An 18,686-nucleotide genomic window follows, 5' to 3' on the forward strand; every position below is an offset into this window, starting at 1 on the left:
AGAGAAAACACGTCGCGCGCGCGGTGATCGTTTCCGGTGGCGCACGTCGGTATGCAACCCTGCGATGCGTCCCGGTTGCAGTCATGCGGCAGGCTGGGGAAGATGAATTCTTGCGATGACTGGCAAGCACAAAGAAAAAAAGCAAGGCCCAAAGGCCTTGCTTTAAAGTCTTCGCGTATCGCACCTTCCGACACAGACCATGTAAAGAACATGATCCGCGGGCAGCAGCTTCTCAGCGCGCCAGAAGGCTGTTCCTCCCAAGACTCAGACCGCGATGTCTGCTTTTTGGCAAATGACAGCCTTGCGGTGTCTTTGCCTTGTTATGGTCACGGACATTACCGTATCGACATGGCGTTGTCACCATTTTGTGCAGGGGCCGCTCATTTTTTTTGCGTCCGCCCCCTTGCGGCGAATGATCGGCAAGATCGAAGGGCGTTCGCGACACATTCGGTCGCGCCGCGCCGAAGGCGTGACCATTGCGGTCGCGGGTCTTGTGTTTTCCCGGCGCATGCGCTTTGACTGCCCAAATCGAGTTTTCGTGTCCGCGCCGCGTCGGCGCCGGCATGTTTCCATTCCGCCCGAGCCAAACCGCCGTAGAGTGAGCCTGCATGCGCCTGTCCCGCTATTTCCTCCCCATTCTCAAGGAAACGCCCAAGGAGGCGGAGATCGTCTCGCATCGCCTGATGCTGCGGGCGGGCATGATCCGTCAGGAGGCCGCCGGCATCTATGCCTGGCTGCCGCTCGGGTTCCGGGTGTTGAAGAAGATCGAGCAGATCGTGCGCGAGGAGCAGAACCGCGCCGGGGCGCAGGAACTGCTGATGCCGACCATCCAGCCGTCGGATCTCTGGATAGAGAGCGGGCGCTACAACGCCTACGGCAAGGAGATGCTGCGCATCACCGACCGGCACGACCGGGCGCTGCTGTTCGGGCCGACCAACGAGGAGATGATCACGGAGATCTTCCGCTCGGCGGTGCGCTCCTACAAGGATCTGCCGCTCAACCTCTATCACATCCAGTGGAAGTTCCGGGACGAGGTGCGCCCGCGCTTCGGCATCATGCGCGGCCGCGAGTTCCTGATGAAGGACGCCTATTCCTTCGATCTCGACAAGGACAGCGCGCGCCACGCCTACAACCGGATGTTCGTTGCCTATCTGCGCACCTTCGACCGCATGGGCCTGAAGGCGATCCCGATGCGCGCCGACACCGGCCCGATCGGCGGCGACATGAGCCACGAGTTCATCATTCTCGCCGACACCGGCGAGAGCGAGGTGTTCTGCGACGAGGCGCTGATGGGCCTGCCGATTCCCGGCGCCGACACCGATTTCGACGCCGACCTGTCGCCGGTCATCGAAGCCTGGACGACGCCCTATGCCGCGACCGACGAGATGCACGACGCGGCCGCCTTCGCCGACGTGCCGGAGGCGCGGCGCATGTCGGCGCGCGGCATCGAGGTCGGCCACATCTTCTATTTCGGCACCAAATACTCCGAGCCGATGAACGCCCGTGTCGCCGGTCCCGACGGCGTCGAGGTGCCGGTGCACATGGGCTCCTACGGTGTCGGCGTGTCGCGTCTGCTCGGCGCGATCATCGAGGCCCATCATGACGACGACGGCATCGTGTGGCCGGCCTCGGTCGCGCCCTTCCACGTCGGGCTGATCAACCTGAAGCCCGGCGACGCGGCGGCGGACGCGGCCTGCACGGATCTGGAGACCCAGCTCGAGGCGGCCGGCATCGAGGTTCTCCTCGACGACGTCGACACGCGCGCCGGCGCGAAATTCGCGACGATGGACCTGATCGGCCTGCCGTGGCAGCTCGTCGTCGGCCCGCGCGGGCTCAAGGAGGGTGTCGTGGAGCTCAAGAATCGGGCAAGCGGAGAGCGCGTCACGGTTTCGCCGCAGGAGGCGGTCAATCGGCTTGTGGACGCATTGACCGTGCGTTGAGCGGAGCGCGCGCGGAGCAATGACAGGCGCGGGGGCGCGACCGCGCGGGAAGAAGACAGGCGCGGGGGCGCGACCGCGCAGAGCAACAAGAGGCGCGGGGGCAAGAAAGGCGAGCATGAGCGAGGATGCGACGGCAACCGGACGGGGCGGCGAGACGCGGCCGTTCGCGGCGTTCGAGTGGATGCTCGCCGGCCGGTACCTGCGTTCGCGCCGGCGCGAGACCTTCATCTCGGTGATCGCCGGCTTCTCCTTTCTCGGCATCATGCTCGGCGTCGCCACGCTGATCATCGTGATGGCGGTGATGAACGGCTTTCGCGGCGAGCTTCTGTCCAAGATCCTCGGCATCAACGGTCATCTCCTGATCCAGCCCGTGGGCAGCGAGCTTGACGATTACGACGCGGTCGCCGCGCGGGTGGAGAACCTGGAAGGTGTCGTCTTCACGCTGCCCTTCGTGGAGGGGCAGGTGCTGGCGTCGGGGCCGTCGGGCTCCTTCGGCGCGCTGGTGCGCGGCGTGCGCGGCGTCGATCTGCGCAAGCTGCCGCTGGTCGCCGACACGGTCACCGCCGGGTCTCTCGACGGGTTCGACGAGGGGCAGGGGATTGCCATCGGCACGCGCATGGCGCGTCAGCTCGGCGTCACCATCGGCGACCGGGTGACCCTGGTCAGTCCGCGCGGCAACGTCACCGCGATGGGTGTCACGCCGCGGGTGAAGGGCTATCCGGTCGCCGCGATCTTCGAGATCGGCATGTCGGAATACGACGGCACCATCGCCTTCATGCCGCTGAGCGAGGCCCAGCTCTACTTCAACCAGGAAGGCATCGTCACCGGCATCGAGGTGTTCACCGACGATCCCGACAGCGTCGGCGCCATGCGGCCGCTGATCGAGGAGGGGGCCGGACGTCCCGCCTATGTCAGCGACTGGCGGCTGCGCAACGTCACCTTCTTCTCCGCCCTCGAGGTGGAGCGCAACGTGATGTTCCTGATCCTGACGCTGATCGTGCTGGTCGCCGCCCTCAACATCATCTCCGGCATGACCATGCTGGTGAAGGACAAGGGGCGCGACATCGCGATCCTGCGCACCATGGGTGCGACGCGTGGCGCGATCATGCGGGTCTTCGTCATCACCGGATCGAGCATCGGGGTCGTCGGCACGCTGGCCGGCTTCGTGCTCGGCTTCGTGGTGTGCCTGAACATCGAGAGCATTCGTCAGGCGATTTCCTGGATGACACGCACCGAGCTCTTCTCGCCGGAACTCTATTATCTGAGCCGTCTGCCGGCGGAGATGGACACCGGCGAGACCATCTCCGTGGTCGTGATGGCCATGGTGCTGTCGCTTCTCGCCACGCTCTACCCGGCGTGGCGGGCGGCGCGGCTCGATCCGGTCGAGGCCCTGCGGTACGAATGACGATGACAGCCGACACAGCCGCCGCCGGCGATCTGGCGGATCTGCCGCTGGTTCTCTCCGGCATCGACCGGGGCTTTCGCGAGGGCGAGGGCCGGTTGGAGATCCTGAGCGGCGCCAATCTCGCGCTGCGCCCGGGAGAGCTCTGCGCGCTGATCGCTCCGTCGGGCGCGGGCAAGTCGACGCTGCTGCACATCGCCGGCCTGCTGGAGCGGCCCGATGCCGGCGAGATCTACATCGGCGGGGTCGCCTGCGGGCAGTTGCCCGATGCCGATCGCACGCGCATCCGCCGGCTGGAACTGGGCTTCGTCTACCAGTTTCACCACCTGCTGCCGGAGTTCACCGCGCTGGAGAACCTGATGATGCCGCAGCTCATTCGCGGCCTCGACAAGCGCGAGGCGCGCGAGCGGGCAAGCCAGCTCCTCGATTACATGCGTCTTGGCCCGCGCGCCGAGCACCGCCCCTCGGAACTCTCCGGCGGCGAACAGCAGCGGGTGGCGATCGCCCGGGCGGTCGCCAATGCGCCGCGCGTGCTGCTCGCCGACGAGCCGACCGGCAATCTCGATCCGGACACCGCGTCCTATGTGTTCGAGGCGCTGGTCGCGCTGGTGCGCGCCTCCGGGCTTGCCGCGCTGATCGCGACGCACAATCTCGATCTCGCCGCGCGCATGGACCGGCGGATCACGCTGCACGACCGCCGGATCGTGGACGTGTAGCGCGCGTCCGCCGGTCGTTTCCCCCGACATTCCAGTTCCTTGACGCGTGAGAGCCGATGCGGCCTCGGCGCTCGGTGAGGCGTCGCCTGTGCACCGCGTGGCGTCACCGTTTACCGGACGCTAACCATGGCGTTTCGGGTCCGTATCCGGGGGATTGCAATAAGAACAAAACAAGAACATATTGTGGATATCGACACAGTGACCAGCGGGAGGGACCCCATGTTCGACGATGTGCGAGAGACCTTTCAGGACGTTGCCGCCCTTGGCGCCTTGCTGCTTCTCGGCGCGACACTGCTGATCTGGAGCGATGTCCTGGTGGAGGTGCTGCGCGCCTGAGCGCGCGCATGCTCCGCCCCGTGTGCGCCACCTCCTGTGCCCCTTCTGTGGATGGCGCCCGATTCGCCGGGGAGGGGCGGGGGGCGATGCCTCGACTCCGCCGCCCGGCGCGGCGACACTGACGGCCAGTCAAGGCGCATGAGGTGCGCGCGCCCGGCGCGGCGGAGGGTGCCGCGCCGGACGTGAAGCCGGAAGGGAACGGGATGAGCGACGTCGGTTTCGTGCATTTGCGGGTTCATTCGGCCTTCTCGCTGCTGGAGGGCGCGCTGCCGCTCGGCAAGCTCATCGGTCTTGCCAAGGACGACGCCCAGCCCGCGCTCGGCATTGCCGACACGGCCAATCTCTTCGGCGCGCTGGAGTTTTCCGAAAAGGCCTGGGGGGCGGGCATCCAGCCCATCGTCGGGCTGCAGATCCCGCTCGATTGTCAGGACGGCGGCGTGACGCGCGGGCGCAAGACCGAGCATCTCGCGCCCATCGTTCTGATCGCCGCCGACGAGGCGGGCTACGACAACCTGATGGACATCGTCAGCCGGGCCTATCTCGACACCGATCCGGCACTCGATGCGCATGTCTCGGTCTCCCTGCTCGCCGAGAAGTCCGAAGGCGTGATCCTGCTCACCGGCGGAGCCTTCGGCCCCATCGGGCAGGCGCTTGTCGCCGGCGATACAGAGCAGGCGCGCGCGCGGCTCGAGCGGCTGAAGGCGATCTTCGGAGATCGCCTCTATGTCGAGATCCAGCGCCACGAGATGCCCGAGGAGGTGGCCAGCGAGCCGCAGATGCTGGACCTGGCCTATGCGCTCGAGCTGCCGCTGGTGGCGACCAACGAGCCCTTTTTCGCCGAGCGCGACGATTATGAGGCGCATGACGCGCTGATCTGCATCGCGGAAGGGCGGGTGCTGGTGGAGGACGACCGCCGCCGGCTCACGCCCGAACATTGCTTCAAGACCCGGGCGGAGATGCTGGAGCTCTTCGCCGATCTGCCCGAGGCGACGGCCAACACGGTGGAGATTGCCCGGCGCTGTCACTACCGCCCGCTGAAGCGCAAGCCGATCCTGCCGCAGTTCGCCGGCGCCTCCGACGATCCCGAAGCCGTGTTCCAGGCCGAGGTCGCCGAGCTCAAGCGCCAGGCGAAGGAGGGGCTTGCCGCGCGGCTCGCCGCGCACGGGCTGGCGCCCGGGATGAGCGAGGAGGACTACTGGACGCGGCTCGACTATGAGCTCGGCATCATCGAGAGCATGCGCTTTCCCGGCTACTTCCTGATCGTTGCCGACTTCATCAAGTGGGCCAAGGCGCAGGACATTCCGGTGGGGCCGGGCCGTGGCTCGGGCGCGGGCTCTCTGGTGGCGTGGTCGCTGACCATTACCGACCTCGATCCAATGCGCTATGCGCTTCTCTTCGAGCGGTTTCTGAACCCGGAACGCGTGTCGATGCCGGACTTCGACATCGACTTCTGCCAGAACCGCCGCGAGGAGGTGATCCGCTACGTCCAGGAGAAATACGGCCGCGAGCAGGTGGCGCAGATCATCACCTTCGGAACGCTGCAGGCGCGCGCGGTGCTGCGCGATGTCGGCCGCGTGCTGCAGATGCCCTACGGGCAGGTGGATCGGCTGTCGAAGATGGTGCCGGCCGCGCCGGGCCAGCAGGTGACGCTGGAACAGGCGATCCGCGACGAGCCGCGCCTGCAGGAGGCGCAGCGCGAGGAGGAGATCGTCGCGCGGCTGCTCGCCATGTCGCAGAAGCTGGAGGGGCTCTATCGCCACGCCTCGACCCATGCCGCCGGCGTGGTGATCGGCGACCGGCCGCTGGAAAAGCTGGTGCCGCTCTACCGCGACCCGCGCTCCGACATGCCGGTTGCCCAGTTCAACATGAAGTGGGTGGAACAGGCCGGTCTGGTGAAGTTCGACTTCCTCGGCCTCAAGACGCTGACGGTCATCGACACGGCGGTGGCGCTGATCGCGCAGAAGGGCGTCTCGGTCGACATGGCCGGCCTGCCGATGGACGATCCGGCGACCTACCGGCTGCTGGCGGCGGGCGAGACGGTCGGCGTGTTCCAGCTGGAAAGCCAGGGCATGCGCCGGGCCATCGCCGGCATGAAGCCCGACCGCTTCGAGGACATCATCGCGCTGGTGGCGCTTTATCGCCCCGGTCCGATGGACAACATCCCCGTCTACAACGCGGTGAAGCACGGCGAGCAGGAGCCGGACTATCTCCACCCGCTGCTCGAGCCGATCCTGACCGAGACCAACGGCATCATCGTCTATCAGGAGCAGGTGATGCAGATCGCGCAGGTGCTGTCGGGCTACTCGCTCGGCGAAGCCGACCTGCTGCGCCGCGCCATGGGCAAGAAGATCGCCTCGGAGATGGAGATCCAGCGCGCCCGCTTCGTCGATGGCGCGGTGGAGCGCGGCATCGACAAGGGCCAGGCGGGCACGATCTTCGACCTGGTGGCCAAATTCGCCAACTACGGCTTCAACAAGTCGCACGCCGCCGCCTACGCGCTGGTGTCCTACCAGACGGCCTGGCTCAAGGCGAACCACCCGGTCGAGTTCATGGCCGCCTCCATGACGCTCGATCTGGGCAACACCGACAAGCTGAGCGACTTCTGCGTCGAGGCCCGGCGGATGGGGATCGAGGTGCTGCCGCCCTCGGTCAATCACTCCGGCGTGCACTTCACGGTGGAGGACGGCAAGATCCGCTACGCCATGGGCGCGATCAAGGGCGTGGGGGAGCACGCGGTCGAACACATCATCGAGATGCGCGGCGACCGGCCCTACAAGAGCGTCGGCGATTTCGCGAGCCGCATCAGCGCGCGCCAGCTCAACAAGCGGACGCTGGAGAATCTGATCCACGCCGGCGCCTTCGACACGCTGGAGCCGAATCGCGCGCGTCTGGCGGCGGGAATCGATCGCATCGTCGGCGTCGCGCAGCGCACCGAGGAACAGGCGCTCAGCGGCCAGAACGACATGTTCGGCGGCAGCGAGGACGGCGAGCGGGTCGATCTTCCCGATGTTCCCGCCTGGCTGCCGGAGGACGAATTGCAGCGCGAGCAGTCCGCCATCGGCTTCTATCTGTCCTCCCATCCCCTCGACGCCTACCGCCCGCTGCTGGAGCGCATGCGCATCCGCATGTGGAACGAGTTCGCCCAGGACGTGAAACGCGGCGTGAGCGCGGGCAAGCTCGCCGGCACGGTGCTGGCGCGTCAGGAGCGCAAGACGCGCTCGGGCAACCGTATGGGCATCGTGCGCCTGTCGGATCCGTCCGGGCAATATGAGGCGCTGCTTTTCTCCGAGACGTTGCATCAGTTCCGCGACGCCGTGGAGCCGGGCAAATCGGTGATTCTGCACGTCGGTGCCGACATGCGGGACGATGAGCCGAGCCTGCGCATCCAGTCGGTGAAGTCGCTGGAGGATGCGGCCGCGCGCGTGCAGCAGAGCCTGACCGTCTTCCTGCGCGACCGCGACGCGGCGCGCCGGCTGGCCGGTCATTTGCGCGACCGGGGCGACGGCGAGGTGAGCGTGATCGTGCTGGCCGAGGACGGTTCGCGCGAGATCGAGGTGGCGCTGCCGGGCGGGTATCGCCTGACGCCGCAGATCGCCGGCGCGATGAAGGCGATCCGCGGCGTCATCGACGTTCAGCTCGCCTGAGGCCGCCTGCCGCGAAAATGCCGGAGTGGGGGCGCGGGACGGCCAGCACGCGCGCTGGTGCCGGATCATTGCCGCCCCTCATTTCAGTGTCGCTGAGCGGCCGGGAGCGATCGGGGTCGGGCTGGGTCTTGAGGTCCGGACGGCGTCGTTTCTGCCGTAGCGGAAGCGGGGTTGGGGGGCGGTGGCGCGCGACTGGGCTGTTGACACCGGCATGACCGCGCCCTCGACCGCGCATTGCCGGGCTTGAATTGGCCGGCGACGGCGACTATAACGCGCGCATTCCACACGCAGGGTCGGTTTTCGTTCTCGAACGGGGTCCATCCGGTGCCGGCGCTTGTGCGCTGCCACGTCCTGCGGAGGTACAACCGGAAAAACCAAGGAGTTGCAAGGCCATGGCCCTGCCCGAATTCACGATGCGCCAGCTGCTGGAAGCCGGCGTCCACTTCGGCCACCAGAAGCACCGCTGGAACCCCAAGATGGGGCAGTACATCTTCGGCGTGCGCAACAACATCCACATTCTCGATCTCGCGCAGACGGTGCCGATGCTGCACCAGGCGCTGAAGACGGTGTCGGATACGGTTGCCGCCGGCGGCCGCGTTCTGCTTGTCGGCACCAAGCGCCAGGCGCAGGAATCGGTCGCCGAAGGCGCGCGCCGCTCGGCCCAGTACCACGTCAACGCCCGCTGGCTGGGCGGCATGCTGACCAACTGGAAGACCATCTCCCAGTCGATCCAGCGCCTGCGCCGTCTGGAAGAGACGCTGGCGAGCCCCGCCGGTCTCACCAAGAAGGAGCGCCTGTTCATGGACCGCGAGCGCGAGAAGCTCGAGCGGAACCTGGGCGGCATCAAGGACATGGGTGGCCTGCCGGACCTGCTGTTCGTGATCGACACGAACCGCGAGGCGATCGCCATCCAGGAAGCCAAGCGGCTCGGCATCCCGGTCGCCGCGATCGTCGACAGCAACTGCGATCCCGACGGCATCGACTTCCCGGTTCCGGGCAATGACGATGCGGGTCGTGCGATCAGCCTGTATTGCGACCTGATCGCGCGCGCCGCGATCGACGGCATCTCGCGTGCGCAGGGCGGCATGGGCGTCGATGTCGGCGCTTCCGAGGAAGCGCCGGTGGAGCCGGCGCTCGAGGCCGAGGCGGGCGAAGAGGCCGCGCCGGCCGAGCCGGCTCCGGCCGAAGCGGCGGAAGAGGCTCCGGCCCAGGCGGGCTGATCCCGATCCTGTTGCCCGGCGGGCGTGCGCGCGCCGGGCGGCAAAGGGATCGGACTCTTATCTGTCATCAATCTTAAGTGAGGCCTCGGCTAAACCTGCCGGGGTGACAACCCGTCAACGAGGCGATCAATGAGCATTACCGCAGCGATGGTGAAGGAGCTCCGCGAAAAGACCGGCGCGGGCATGATGGACTGCAAGGCCGCTCTCAAGGAGACCGACGGCGACATGGAGGCGGCGCAGGACTGGCTGCGGACCAAGGGTCTCGCCAAGGCCGCCAAGAAGGCCGACCGCGTCGCGGCCGAGGGCCTTGTGGGTGTCGCGACCGACGGTCCGCGTGCGGCCGTGATCGAGCTGAATTCCGAAACCGACTTCGTGGCGCGCAACGAGGCCTTCCAGGCGCTCATCGCCGGCACGGCGAAGGCCGCGCTCGGTGTCGGCGGCGACGTGGACGCGCTGGCCGCGGCCGCGTTCCCGGGCAGCGACAAGACGGTCGGCGACGAGATCAAGGACGCGATCGCCACCATCGGCGAGAACATGTCGCTGCGCCGTGCGGCGGTGCTGAGCGTGGACAAGGGCGCGGTGGCGTCCTACGTGCACGGCGCGATCGCCGACGGCATGGGCAAGATCGGCGTGCTCGTCGCGCTTGAGTCCGATGGCGACGCCGAGCAGGTGTCGGCCTTCGGTCGCAAGATCGCGATGCATGTGGCGGCGACCAACCCGCTTTCGCTCGACGTCGATTCGCTCGATCCCGCCGTGATCGACCGCGAGCGTCAGATCTTCTCCGAGCAGGCGCGCGAGTCCGGCAAGCCGGAAAACATCATCGAGAAGATGGTGGAAGGCCGCCTGCGCAAGTTCTACGAGGAAGTGACGCTGGTGAAGCAGGCCTTCGTCATCGACCCGGACAACACGGTCGAGCAGGCGATCGAGGCCTTCGCCAAGGATCTCGGCAGCCCGGTGAAGCTCACCGGTTTCGTTCGCTTCGCCCTGGGCGAGGGGATCGAGAAAGAGGAAACCGACTTCGCCGCGGAAGTCGCGGCGGCGGCGGGCAGCTAAGCCGATCCGATCAGGAAGGCGCCGGACAGTCCGGCGCCTTTCTTCTGTGGGGTGGTGCGCGTGCAAGGGGCGGTTGCGCCCGCGCGATGTCACGCCCCTTCCAAGGGCAGTCAGGACGGCGAGACAAGGAATGAGCAGACAACTTCGCTGGCGCCGCGTGCTTGTGAAACTCTCCGGCGAGGCCCTGATGGGATCGCAGGATTTCGGGATCGATCCGGAGACCGTCGGGCGGGTTGCGAAGGAAATCGCCGAGGCTGTCAGTCTCGGGGCCCAGGTCGGCGTCGTCGTCGGCGGTGGCAACATCTTTCGCGGCGTTGCCGTGGCCGCCAAGGGCGGCAACCGCGTGACCGGCGACCATATGGGCATGCTGGCCACGGTGATGAACTCGCTCACGCTGGCCGATGCGCTGCGCCGGCTCGGGGTTCCGGCCCGCGTTCTGTCCGCCGTGCCGGTGCCCTCGATCTGCGAGACCTTCACGCAGCGCAGCGCCGAGCGCTACATGGAAGACGGCGACGTGATCGTCTTCGCCGGCGGCACGGGAAATCCCTTCTTCACCACGGACAGCGGCGCCGCCCTGCGCGCCGCCGAGATGCGCTGCGACGCATTCCTCAAGGGCACGAGTGTGGACGGCGTCTATTCCGACGACCCCAAGAAGGTGCCGGACGCGGAGCGCTACGACACGCTCACCCCGCGCGAGGTGTTGGGGCGCGACCTCAAGGTGATGGACGCCACCGCCATCGCGCTCGCCCGCGACAATGCGATCCCCGTCATCGTCTTTTCGATTCGCACGCCCGGCGCGCTGGTCGACACGATGAACGGCGTCGGCCGCTACACCGTCATTTCCGACTGAGCACCCGAGCGGACGCGCGCGGCGCGGCGGGCCCAAAACCGGCGGCCGCGCGGCGGTTGCGCGGGCGCGCGACGCGCGTTGAGGTGCGTTTCGGGGCGTTGATGTCGCGCCGAGGTGCGGAAGCGCTTGCGTTCGACCGATCCGTCATGGAAATAAGACGCAAGACAAGTGAGCCGTGTCCGCGGCCGTAACCCATACGAGAGGATACGATGGCAGATCAGGATGTCGATTACGCGGACCTGGAGCGCCGCATGCAGGGTGCGCTCGGCGTGCTGAAGACCGATCTCGCCGGTCTGCGCACCGGCCGCGCGTCGTCGAGCATGCTCGACCCGATCACGGTCGAGGCTTACGGATCGCAGATGCCGGTCAACCAGGTGGCCACGGTGAGCGTGCCGGAGCCGCGCATGATCTCGGTTCAGGTCTGGGACAAGTCGATGGTGAGCCTTGTCGAGAAGGCGATCCGCGAATCGAACCTCGGCCTCAACCCGGTGGTCGACGGCACCACGCTGCGTCTGCCGATCCCCGAGCTCAACGAGGAGCGGCGCAAGGATCTCATCAAGATCGCGCATAAATACGCCGAGCAGTCGAAGGTCGCCGTGCGTCACGTGCGCCGCGACGGCATGGACACGCTGAAGAAGCTGGAGAAGGACGGCGACATCAGCGAGGACGACAGCCGGGTCTCGGCCGAGCGGGTCCAGAAGATGACGGACGAGATGATCGCCGAGATCGACGCGATGCTCGCGAAGAAAGAACAGGAAATCTCCCAAATCTGATCGCATAGTCGCGATTCATTCGACGAGACAGGGAGCAGGGTATGACGGTGACGGCAGGCCTGGACGTCTCCGCGCAGCTGGACGCGGATCGGCGCACCGAGGTGCCGCGGCACGTCGCCGTGATCATGGATGGCAACGGGCGGTGGGCGGCCAAGCGCGGCCTGCCGCGCACCGAGGGCCACCGGGCGGGCGTTTCGGCGCTGCGCCGCATCGTGCGCCATTGCGCCGACCGGGGCGTCGCCTGCCTCACCCTGTTCAGCTTTTCGTCCGAGAACTGGAAGCGGCCGGCGGCGGAGGTCGGCTTCCTGATGGGCCTGCTCGAGCGCTTCGTGCGCCGTGACCTCGCCGAGATCCACCGGCAGAACGTCCGCGTCCGGATGATCGGCGAACGCGAGGGGCTGGACCGCAAGATCCTCGATCTGATCGAGGAGGGCGAGGCCCTCACGCGCGACAACACCGGCATGACACTGGTGGTCGCCTTCAACTACGGCGCGCGCAATGAGCTGGCGCGGGCCATGCGGCGCATGAGCGAGGACATCGCCGCCGGGCGTCTGTCGGCCTGCGATGTGACCGAGCGGCGCATCGAGAGCTATCTCGACACCGCGTGCCTGCCGGACCCGGATCTGATCATCCGCACCAGCGGCGAACAGCGGCTGTCCAATTTCCTGCTGTGGCAGGCGGCCTATGCCGAATTCTATTTCCCCGACACCCATTGGCCGGATTTCGACGAGGAAGCGCTGGACGACGCCTTCGCCGCCTATGCCGCGCGGGACCGTCGCTTTGGCGGATTGTCGGCGAAAGTGGCGCGATGATCGCCGGGGCGGGGGGGCGTGCGCCGGCGCGCAAGGTGCCGAGCGAGTTGCGGCTGCGCGTGCTGTCCGCGCTGTTTCTCGTACCGCTCGCCCTCGCCGTCACCTATCTCGGCGATCTCTGGTTCGTACTCGGCGCCAGCGCCTGCGCGCTGCTGCTCCTGCGCGAGTGGGCGGCGATCGTCGGCGCGACGCGCTCCGGCTCCGGCCTGGTGTTCGCCTTCGCCGCGGCGGTCGTCGCCTTGCTCGCGGCCGCGCTCGGCCACATCGCGATTGCCTTCGCGCTGCTCGGCTGCGGGGCGGCGGCGATCTTCGCCTTCGGGATGCTGCGGTCGGACGAGCCGGTGCGCTGGCTCGCCGGCGGCCTCGTCTATGCGGGCGCCGCCGGCATCGTGCTGATCGCCTTTCGCGCCGGCGAGGCGGGTTTTCTGACGATTCTCTTCCTCTTCGGGATCGTGTGGGCGACCGATATCGCCGCCTATTTCGTCGGCCGCGCGCTCGGCGGGCCGAAGCTGTGGCGCCGCGTGTCGCCGAAGAAGACCTGGAGCGGGGCGCTCGGCGGGCTTGGCGCGGCGCTCGGCGTCGGCGCTGCTGCGGCGCTCGTCACCGGTGTCGCGGGTCTGGCGGGCTGGTTGATCGCGGCTGCGGTGCTGTCGGTGTTCTCGCAGGCCGGCGATCTGCTGGAATCCGCGCTCAAGCGCCACTTCGGGGTGAAGGATTCGGGTCGGCTGATCCCGGGCCACGGCGGCGTCATGGACCGTCTCGACGGCGTGGTCGGGGCCGGCGTGCTCGGCTATCTGGTCGCTGTGGTGGCGAGCGGCGTGATCGGCGATCCGGTCGGCGGTCTGGTCACGATGCAAGGGTATTGACGCGGTGAACGGGGCGCCAATCCAGGTCGAGAACGATGCGTCCCGCGAGGACGTGCCTCCCTTGCGGCTGACGGTGCTGGGCGCGAGCGGGTCGATCGGCCAGAGCACGCTCGACATCGTGGCGCGCAATCCCGAGCGCTTTCGGGTGGAGGCGTTGACGGCCAACACCTCGGCCGATGCACTGGCCGAAGCCGCGATCCGCGTCGGCGCGCGGCATGCGGTCGTGGCGGACGAAAGCGCGCTCGACGCGCTGCGCTCCGCGCTCGGCGGGAGCGGGATCACGGCCGCCGCGGGGGCGACGGCCGTCGCGGAAGCCGCGGCGCGGCCCGTCGACATGCTGGTGGCGGCCATCGTCGGCGCGGCCGGTCTGCCGCCGACGCTGGAGGCGGTGCGGCGCGGGACGACCATCGCGCTCGCCAACAAGGAATGCCTGGTCTGCGCCGGCGATCTCTTCATGGCGGCCGCGCGCCGGTCCGGCGCCACGATCCTTCCGGTCGATTCGGAACACAACGCGGTGTTCCAGGTGCTGGAGAGCGCCAATTTCGATCAGATCGAGATGTTGACGCTGACCGCCTCGGGCGGTCCGTTCCGTCGGCTCAGCCTCGCGGAAATGCGCGACGTGACGCCGGAAGCCGCGCTCAAGCATCCCAACTGGAGCATGGGCGCGCGCATCTCCATTGACAGCGCCACGATGATGAACAAGGGCTTCGAGATCATCGAGGCGCATCATCTGTTTCCGCTGCCGCCCGAGCAGCTCGACGTGCTGGTCCACCCGGAATCGGTGGTGCACGGCATGGTGCGCTACAAGGACGGATCGGTGCTCGCCCAGATGGGCGCGCCCGACATGCGCACGCCGATTTCCCATTGTCTTGCCTGGCCGCGCCGTATGGCGACCGTGGCGCCGCGTCTCGATCTCGCGGCACTCGGGTCGCTCACCTTCGAGGCGCCGGACCCGGAGCGCTTTCCCGCCCTGCGGCTGGCGCGTGCCGCGATGGCGAATGGCGCCGGCGCGACGGCCGCGCTCAACGCGGCGGACGAGGTGCTCGTGGCGGCCTTTCTCGATCGGAAGATCGGCTTTCTCGGGATCGCGCAGACCATCGAACGGGTGCTGGATCGCATGACGCAGGCCGGCGACCTTGCGCCGCCGACCTCGCTCGACGACGTGATGGCGGTCGATGCCGCCGCGCGCCGTCACGCGCGAACCCTCGTCGTGGAGGCGGGGTAGCGCGTCGCCGGGTCGCATCGCGGTCAACGCCTTGTTCAGGCCCATTTGCGACGCTAGTTGCACGCACGAAGACGGCGCCCGATCCGCGGTGCCGGCCGCCAGGGAGTTGACATGGACCTCGTCGGATCGCTGCTGGGCTCAGTCGCCGGCTACATCTTGCCGTTTCTCTTCGTGCTGACGATCGTGGTGTTCTTCCACGAACTCGGTCACTTCCTCGTGGCGCGCTGGTGCGGCGTGCGGGTCGTCGCCTTTTCGGTCGGCTTCGGGCCGGAGCTCTTCGGGCGCAACGACAGGCATGGCACCCGCTGGAAGCTGTCGGCGATTCCGCTCGGCGGCTACGTCAAGTTCGCCGGCGACGAGAACGAGGCGAGCGCGCCGGACACCGAAGCCTTGGCGCGCATGAGCGAGGAGGAGCGCGCGGGCGCCTTCCAGACCAAGAGCGTCGCCCGCCGGGCGGCAATCGTCGCCGCCGGACCCTTCGCCAATTTTCTGTTGTCGATCGTCATCTTCGCCCTGCTCTTCGGGCTCATGGGGCGCCCCGAGATCTCTCCGCGCGTCGACGACGTGCGCCCCGACAGTGCTGCGGCGGAGGCCGGTCTGCAGACCGGGGACCTGATTCTGGCCATCGACGGCGTCGAGATCGAGACGTTCTCCCAGCTTCAGCGGATCGTGACGGTGAGCGCCGACAGACCGCTGGAGATGCAGGTGGAGCGCGGATCGCAGATCCTCGACCTCACTGTGACGCCGCGCCGCCAGGAACTGCGCGACCGCTTCGGCAACGTGCAGAATGTCGGCCTGCTGGGCGTCAGCCGCAGCGCCAGCCCGGACGATGTGGTGGTGCGTTCTTTCGGCCCCGTGGAGGCGGTGGTCGAGGGCGGCAAGGAGACCTGGTTCGTCGTCACGCGGACGGCCGGCTACATCGGCGGCATCCTGACGGGGCGCGAATCCACCGATCAGCTCGGCGGACCGATCCGCGTGGCGCAGATTTCGGGCCAGGTGGCGACGCTCGGCTTTGCCGCTCTGCTTAATCTCACGGCGATCCTGTCGGTCTCCATCGGCCTCTTGAACCTGTTGCCGATCCCCATGCTCGATGGCGGGCACCTGATGTTTTACGCGGCCGAAGCCGTGCGCGGAAAACCCCTGAGCGAGCGCATGCAGGAGTATGGCTTCCGGATCGGCATCGCGATCGTGCTGTTTCTGATGGTCTTCGCGACCTGGAACGACCTCCTGCACCTCAGTTCGCTGTGAGGCGGCGGCGTGTCGCAACGGCAACGGTTTCGGGCGAAACGCGCCGGGGCGCGCGTGGCCTGTTGCGTTGACGGCAAAAGCCTGTAAAACGACTGACGGATTTAGAGAATCTGGGCCCGCTCGCCCGTTTTATGGTTAGCGAAACGTTGATGCGGGCGAACGCGGTGCGACGACAAAAACGAAGGCGTAGCGTCTTTATGCAGTGCTTGCAGAAACTGACCAGAACGATCCTGATCGCCGTGGCCGTCATCGGTCTGTCTCCGGTGGTTGGCGATTCCCTCCCGGGCATCGGCGCCGCCGAGGTGCAGGCGGCCACCGTGAGCCGGATCGTGGTGCGCGGTAACACCCGCATCGAGGCGTCCACCGTCGAGAGCTATCTGACCATTCGTCCGGGCCGTCCCTACGGTCCGGCCGACGTCGACGAATCGCTCAAGACGCTGTTCGCCACCGGGCTGTTCGGCGACGTCGCGATCACCCGCGAGGGCGGGGCGCTGGTTGTGACCGTCACCGAGAACCCGATGGTCAACCGCATCTCCTTCGAGGGCAACCGTCGCCTCGACGACAAGACGCTGACCGGCGTGGTGCGCACCGAGGAGCGCTCCATGCTGACGCGCGCCAAGGTTCAGTCGGACGTCCAGAACATTCTCGAGGCCTATCGCCGCTCCGGTCGTTTCCGCGCGACCGTCGAGCCGAAGATCATCGACCGGTCCAACAACCGCGTGGACCTGGTGTTCGAGATCAACGAGGGCGACCGCACCGGCATCGAGCGCATCACCTTCATCGGCAACACCAAGTTCAGCGACGGCCGTCTGCGCGACGTCATCCGCACGCGCCAGAGCGGTCTGCTGAGCTTCCTGCGCACCACCGATTCCTTCGATCCGGATCGGCTGGACGCGGATCAGGAGCTGCTGCGCCAGTTCTACTACCGCCACGGCTATGCCGATTTCCGCATCGTGTCGGCGGTCGCCGACCTCGACCGCGAGAGCAACGTCTTCTACGTGACCTTCACCGTGGAGGAAGGCGAGCAGTACAGCTACGGCGAGATCGACCTGCAGACCTCGCTGGCGAGCGTCGATCCCGAGGCGCTGCGTCGCAAGATCCGCACCCACGAGGGCGACACCTATTCGTCGCGCGACGTGGAGCGCACGCTTGAGGACATGACGCTCGCGGTCTCGGAGCAGGGCTACGCCTTCGCGCAGATCCGTCCGCGCGCCAGCCGCGACTACGAGAACCGCACCATCTCGCTGACCTACTTCATCGAGGAAGGTCCGCGCGTCTACATCGAGCGGATCAACATCCGCGGCAACGACCGCACGCGTGAATATGTGATCCGGCGCGAGTTCGACATCGTCGAGGGCGACGCGTTCAACCGCGTGCTGATCGACAAGGCCGAGCGCCGTCTGAAGGATCTTCAGTTCTTCAAGGCCGTCAACATCACCACCGCGCGCGGCAGTGCGCCGGACCGGATCATCGTCAATGTGAACGTGGTCGAGCAGGCGACGGGTGAGGTCGGCTTCGGCATCGGCTACTCGACGTCCGACGGCGTGATTGGCGACGTGACGATCACCGAGAAGAACTTCCTCGGTCGGGGTCAGTTCGTGCGCGGCCGTATCGGCGTCGGTTCGGACCTGTCGTCCTACGAGTTCGCCTTCACCGAGCCCTATTTCATGGGGCGTCGCGTTTCCCTGTCGTTCGACGTCTTCCGCAAGACGTATGACAACAACGACTACCGGAACTACGAGCTCACGACGACGGGCGGCTCGCTCGCCCTGGGGTTGCCGCTGCGCGACGACGATCTCCGGTTGAACCTGATCTACCGGATCCTGGAAGAGGAATACAGCGCGGTCAGCCTGAACACCTCGAACGCCTGGCGCTCGTCCTTCGGTGACACGCTGACCTCGGCGCTCGGCTACTCGCTGATCTGGGACACCCGCGACAGCAAGACCAACCCGGTCGACGGCCTCTTCGTGAAGTTCTCGCAGGAGGTCGCGGGGCTCGGCGGCGACACGCAGTTCCTGTCCTCGTCCATCGATGCGCGGGCCTACAAGGAAATCCTTCCCGAGTGGGGCGTGGTCGGCATTCTTCGCGCCGGCGGTGGCAACATCACCAACCTGGGCAAGGATCTGCGGGCGGCCGACCAGTTCCAGCACAGCGACCAGTGGCTGCGCGGCTTCGAGCCGCGGGGTATCGGGCCGCGCGACGCCCGCACGGGCGATGCGATCGGTGGCCGTTGGTACGTGCATGCGAACGCGGAAGCCGAGTTCCCGATCCTCGGTCTGCCGCGCGAACTCGGCCTGTCGGGCGCCGTCTTCACCGACTTCGGCGCGCTGTGGGACGCGGAGCCCGCGCTTATCCGCTGCGTGCAGACGACGAATGGCTGCGGTGGCAATCAGCCGGCCAGCTCGGTGAGCTCCAACGGGTTCGCACCGCGTGTCTCCGCCGGCTTCGGTGTCAAGTGGGCGTCGCCCTTCGGACCGCTGCGCGCCGACTTCGCCTGGCCGCTCATCAAGGAAACCGGCGACCGGACCCAGGTGTTCCGTCTCGGTGGCGGCACCCGCTTCTGATCCCGGGCGCCGGCCGTCTCCCCGAGCGGGCGGACGG

At 67.3% G+C, this 18,686-nt stretch carries 13 protein-coding genes; all 13 read left to right on the top strand.

Annotation, left to right across the window (positions count from 1 at the left end; genetic code table 11):
* Nucleotides 1–608: 608 nt before the first annotated feature.
* The 13 genes from proS (at nucleotide 609) to bamA (ending at nucleotide 18,649) form a co-directional block, all read left to right on the top strand.
* On the top strand, nucleotides 609–1,940 hold the full coding sequence (gene proS / locus ABL312_RS06175) for a proline--tRNA ligase (protein WP_349360502.1): 1,332 nt from the start codon (nucleotides 609–611) through the stop codon (nucleotides 1,938–1,940).
* 115 nt (nucleotides 1,941–2,055) lie between these two features.
* Nucleotides 2,056–3,345 (top strand): lipoprotein-releasing ABC transporter permease subunit, encoded by a 1,290-nt coding sequence (locus ABL312_RS06180; protein WP_349360503.1) that lies wholly within the window; start codon nucleotides 2,056–2,058, stop codon nucleotides 3,343–3,345.
* Nucleotides 3,342–4,058: an ABC transporter ATP-binding protein gene (locus ABL312_RS06185; protein ID WP_374730180.1), complete on the top strand. Its 717-nt coding sequence runs from the start codon at nucleotides 3,342–3,344 to the stop codon at nucleotides 4,056–4,058. The genes ABL312_RS06180 and ABL312_RS06185 overlap by 4 nt, the downstream gene beginning before the upstream one ends.
* A 539-nt stretch (nucleotides 4,059–4,597) precedes the next feature.
* The gene (dnaE, locus tag ABL312_RS06190) at nucleotides 4,598–8,038 is read left to right on the top strand and encodes a DNA polymerase III subunit alpha (RefSeq protein ID WP_349360505.1); all 3,441 of its coding nucleotides are present in this window, start codon (nucleotides 4,598–4,600) and stop codon (nucleotides 8,036–8,038) included.
* Nucleotides 8,039–8,430: 392 nt separating this feature from the next.
* A complete protein-coding gene (gene rpsB / locus ABL312_RS06195) occupies nucleotides 8,431–9,258 on the top strand; it encodes a 30S ribosomal protein S2 (RefSeq protein ID WP_349360506.1) in 828 nt (275 codons plus the stop codon).
* A 129-nt stretch (nucleotides 9,259–9,387) separates the two neighbouring features.
* A complete protein-coding gene (gene tsf / locus ABL312_RS06200; protein WP_349360507.1) occupies nucleotides 9,388–10,311 on the top strand; it encodes a translation elongation factor Ts in 924 nt (307 codons plus the stop codon).
* Between the two features lie 130 nt (nucleotides 10,312–10,441).
* Nucleotides 10,442–11,161, top strand: a complete 720-nt coding sequence (gene pyrH, locus ABL312_RS06205; RefSeq protein WP_349360508.1) for a UMP kinase — start codon at nucleotides 10,442–10,444, stop codon at nucleotides 11,159–11,161.
* Between the two features lie 209 nt (nucleotides 11,162–11,370).
* Nucleotides 11,371–11,934 carry a ribosome recycling factor gene (gene frr / locus ABL312_RS06210; RefSeq protein ID WP_349360509.1) on the top strand — a complete coding sequence of 188 codons (564 nt, stop codon included), beginning with the start codon at nucleotides 11,371–11,373 and terminating at the stop codon, nucleotides 11,932–11,934.
* Nucleotides 11,935–11,975: 41 nt separating this feature from the next.
* Entirely contained in the window at nucleotides 11,976–12,746 is a 771-nt protein-coding gene (locus tag ABL312_RS06215; protein ID WP_349360510.1) for an isoprenyl transferase, read from the top strand.
* Nucleotides 12,743–13,612, top strand: a complete 870-nt coding sequence (locus ABL312_RS06220; protein WP_349360511.1) for a phosphatidate cytidylyltransferase — start codon at nucleotides 12,743–12,745, stop codon at nucleotides 13,610–13,612. Before ABL312_RS06215 ends, ABL312_RS06220 begins: the two co-directional genes overlap by 4 nt.
* Before the next feature lie 4 nt (nucleotides 13,613–13,616).
* Nucleotides 13,617–14,837, top strand: coding sequence for a 1-deoxy-D-xylulose-5-phosphate reductoisomerase (locus ABL312_RS06225; protein WP_349360512.1), 1,221 nt, complete (start codon nucleotides 13,617–13,619; stop codon nucleotides 14,835–14,837).
* Between the two features lie 111 nt (nucleotides 14,838–14,948).
* Entirely contained in the window at nucleotides 14,949–16,085 is a 1,137-nt protein-coding gene (gene rseP / locus ABL312_RS06230; protein WP_349360513.1) for an RIP metalloprotease RseP, read from the top strand.
* 197 nt (nucleotides 16,086–16,282) lie between these two features.
* Nucleotides 16,283–18,649: an outer membrane protein assembly factor BamA gene (gene bamA, locus ABL312_RS06235; RefSeq protein WP_349360514.1), complete on the top strand. Its 2,367-nt coding sequence runs from the start codon at nucleotides 16,283–16,285 to the stop codon at nucleotides 18,647–18,649.
* Nucleotides 18,650–18,686: the final 37 nt, after the last annotated feature.

The organism is Stappia sp. (assembly GCF_040110915.1).
Taxonomy (GTDB): domain Bacteria; phylum Pseudomonadota; class Alphaproteobacteria; order Rhizobiales; family Stappiaceae; genus Stappia.

Excerpts from the sequence above, each read along its gene's own strand:
- dnaE (WP_349360505.1), top strand. The coding sequence starts at position 4,598 with ATGAGCGACGTCGGTTTCGTGCATTTGCGGGTTCATTCGGCCTTCTCG.
- ABL312_RS06220 (WP_349360511.1), top strand. The coding sequence starts at position 12,743 with ATGATCGCCGGGGCGGGGGGGCGTGCGCCGGCGCGCAAGGTGCCGAGC.
- bamA (WP_349360514.1), top strand. The coding sequence starts at position 16,283 with ATGCAGTGCTTGCAGAAACTGACCAGAACGATCCTGATCGCCGTGGCC.
- proS (WP_349360502.1), top strand. The coding sequence starts at position 609 with ATGCGCCTGTCCCGCTATTTCCTCCCCATTCTCAAGGAAACGCCCAAG.
- rseP (WP_349360513.1), top strand. The coding sequence starts at position 14,949 with ATGGACCTCGTCGGATCGCTGCTGGGCTCAGTCGCCGGCTACATCTTG.
- tsf (WP_349360507.1), top strand. The coding sequence starts at position 9,388 with ATGAGCATTACCGCAGCGATGGTGAAGGAGCTCCGCGAAAAGACCGGC.
- frr (WP_349360509.1), top strand. The coding sequence starts at position 11,371 with ATGGCAGATCAGGATGTCGATTACGCGGACCTGGAGCGCCGCATGCAG.
- rpsB (WP_349360506.1), top strand. The coding sequence starts at position 8,431 with ATGGCCCTGCCCGAATTCACGATGCGCCAGCTGCTGGAAGCCGGCGTC.
- pyrH (WP_349360508.1), top strand. The coding sequence starts at position 10,442 with ATGAGCAGACAACTTCGCTGGCGCCGCGTGCTTGTGAAACTCTCCGGC.
- ABL312_RS06215 (WP_349360510.1), top strand. The coding sequence starts at position 11,976 with ATGACGGTGACGGCAGGCCTGGACGTCTCCGCGCAGCTGGACGCGGAT.
- ABL312_RS06185 (WP_374730180.1), top strand. The coding sequence starts at position 3,342 with ATGACGATGACAGCCGACACAGCCGCCGCCGGCGATCTGGCGGATCTG.
- ABL312_RS06180 (WP_349360503.1), top strand. The coding sequence starts at position 2,056 with ATGAGCGAGGATGCGACGGCAACCGGACGGGGCGGCGAGACGCGGCCG.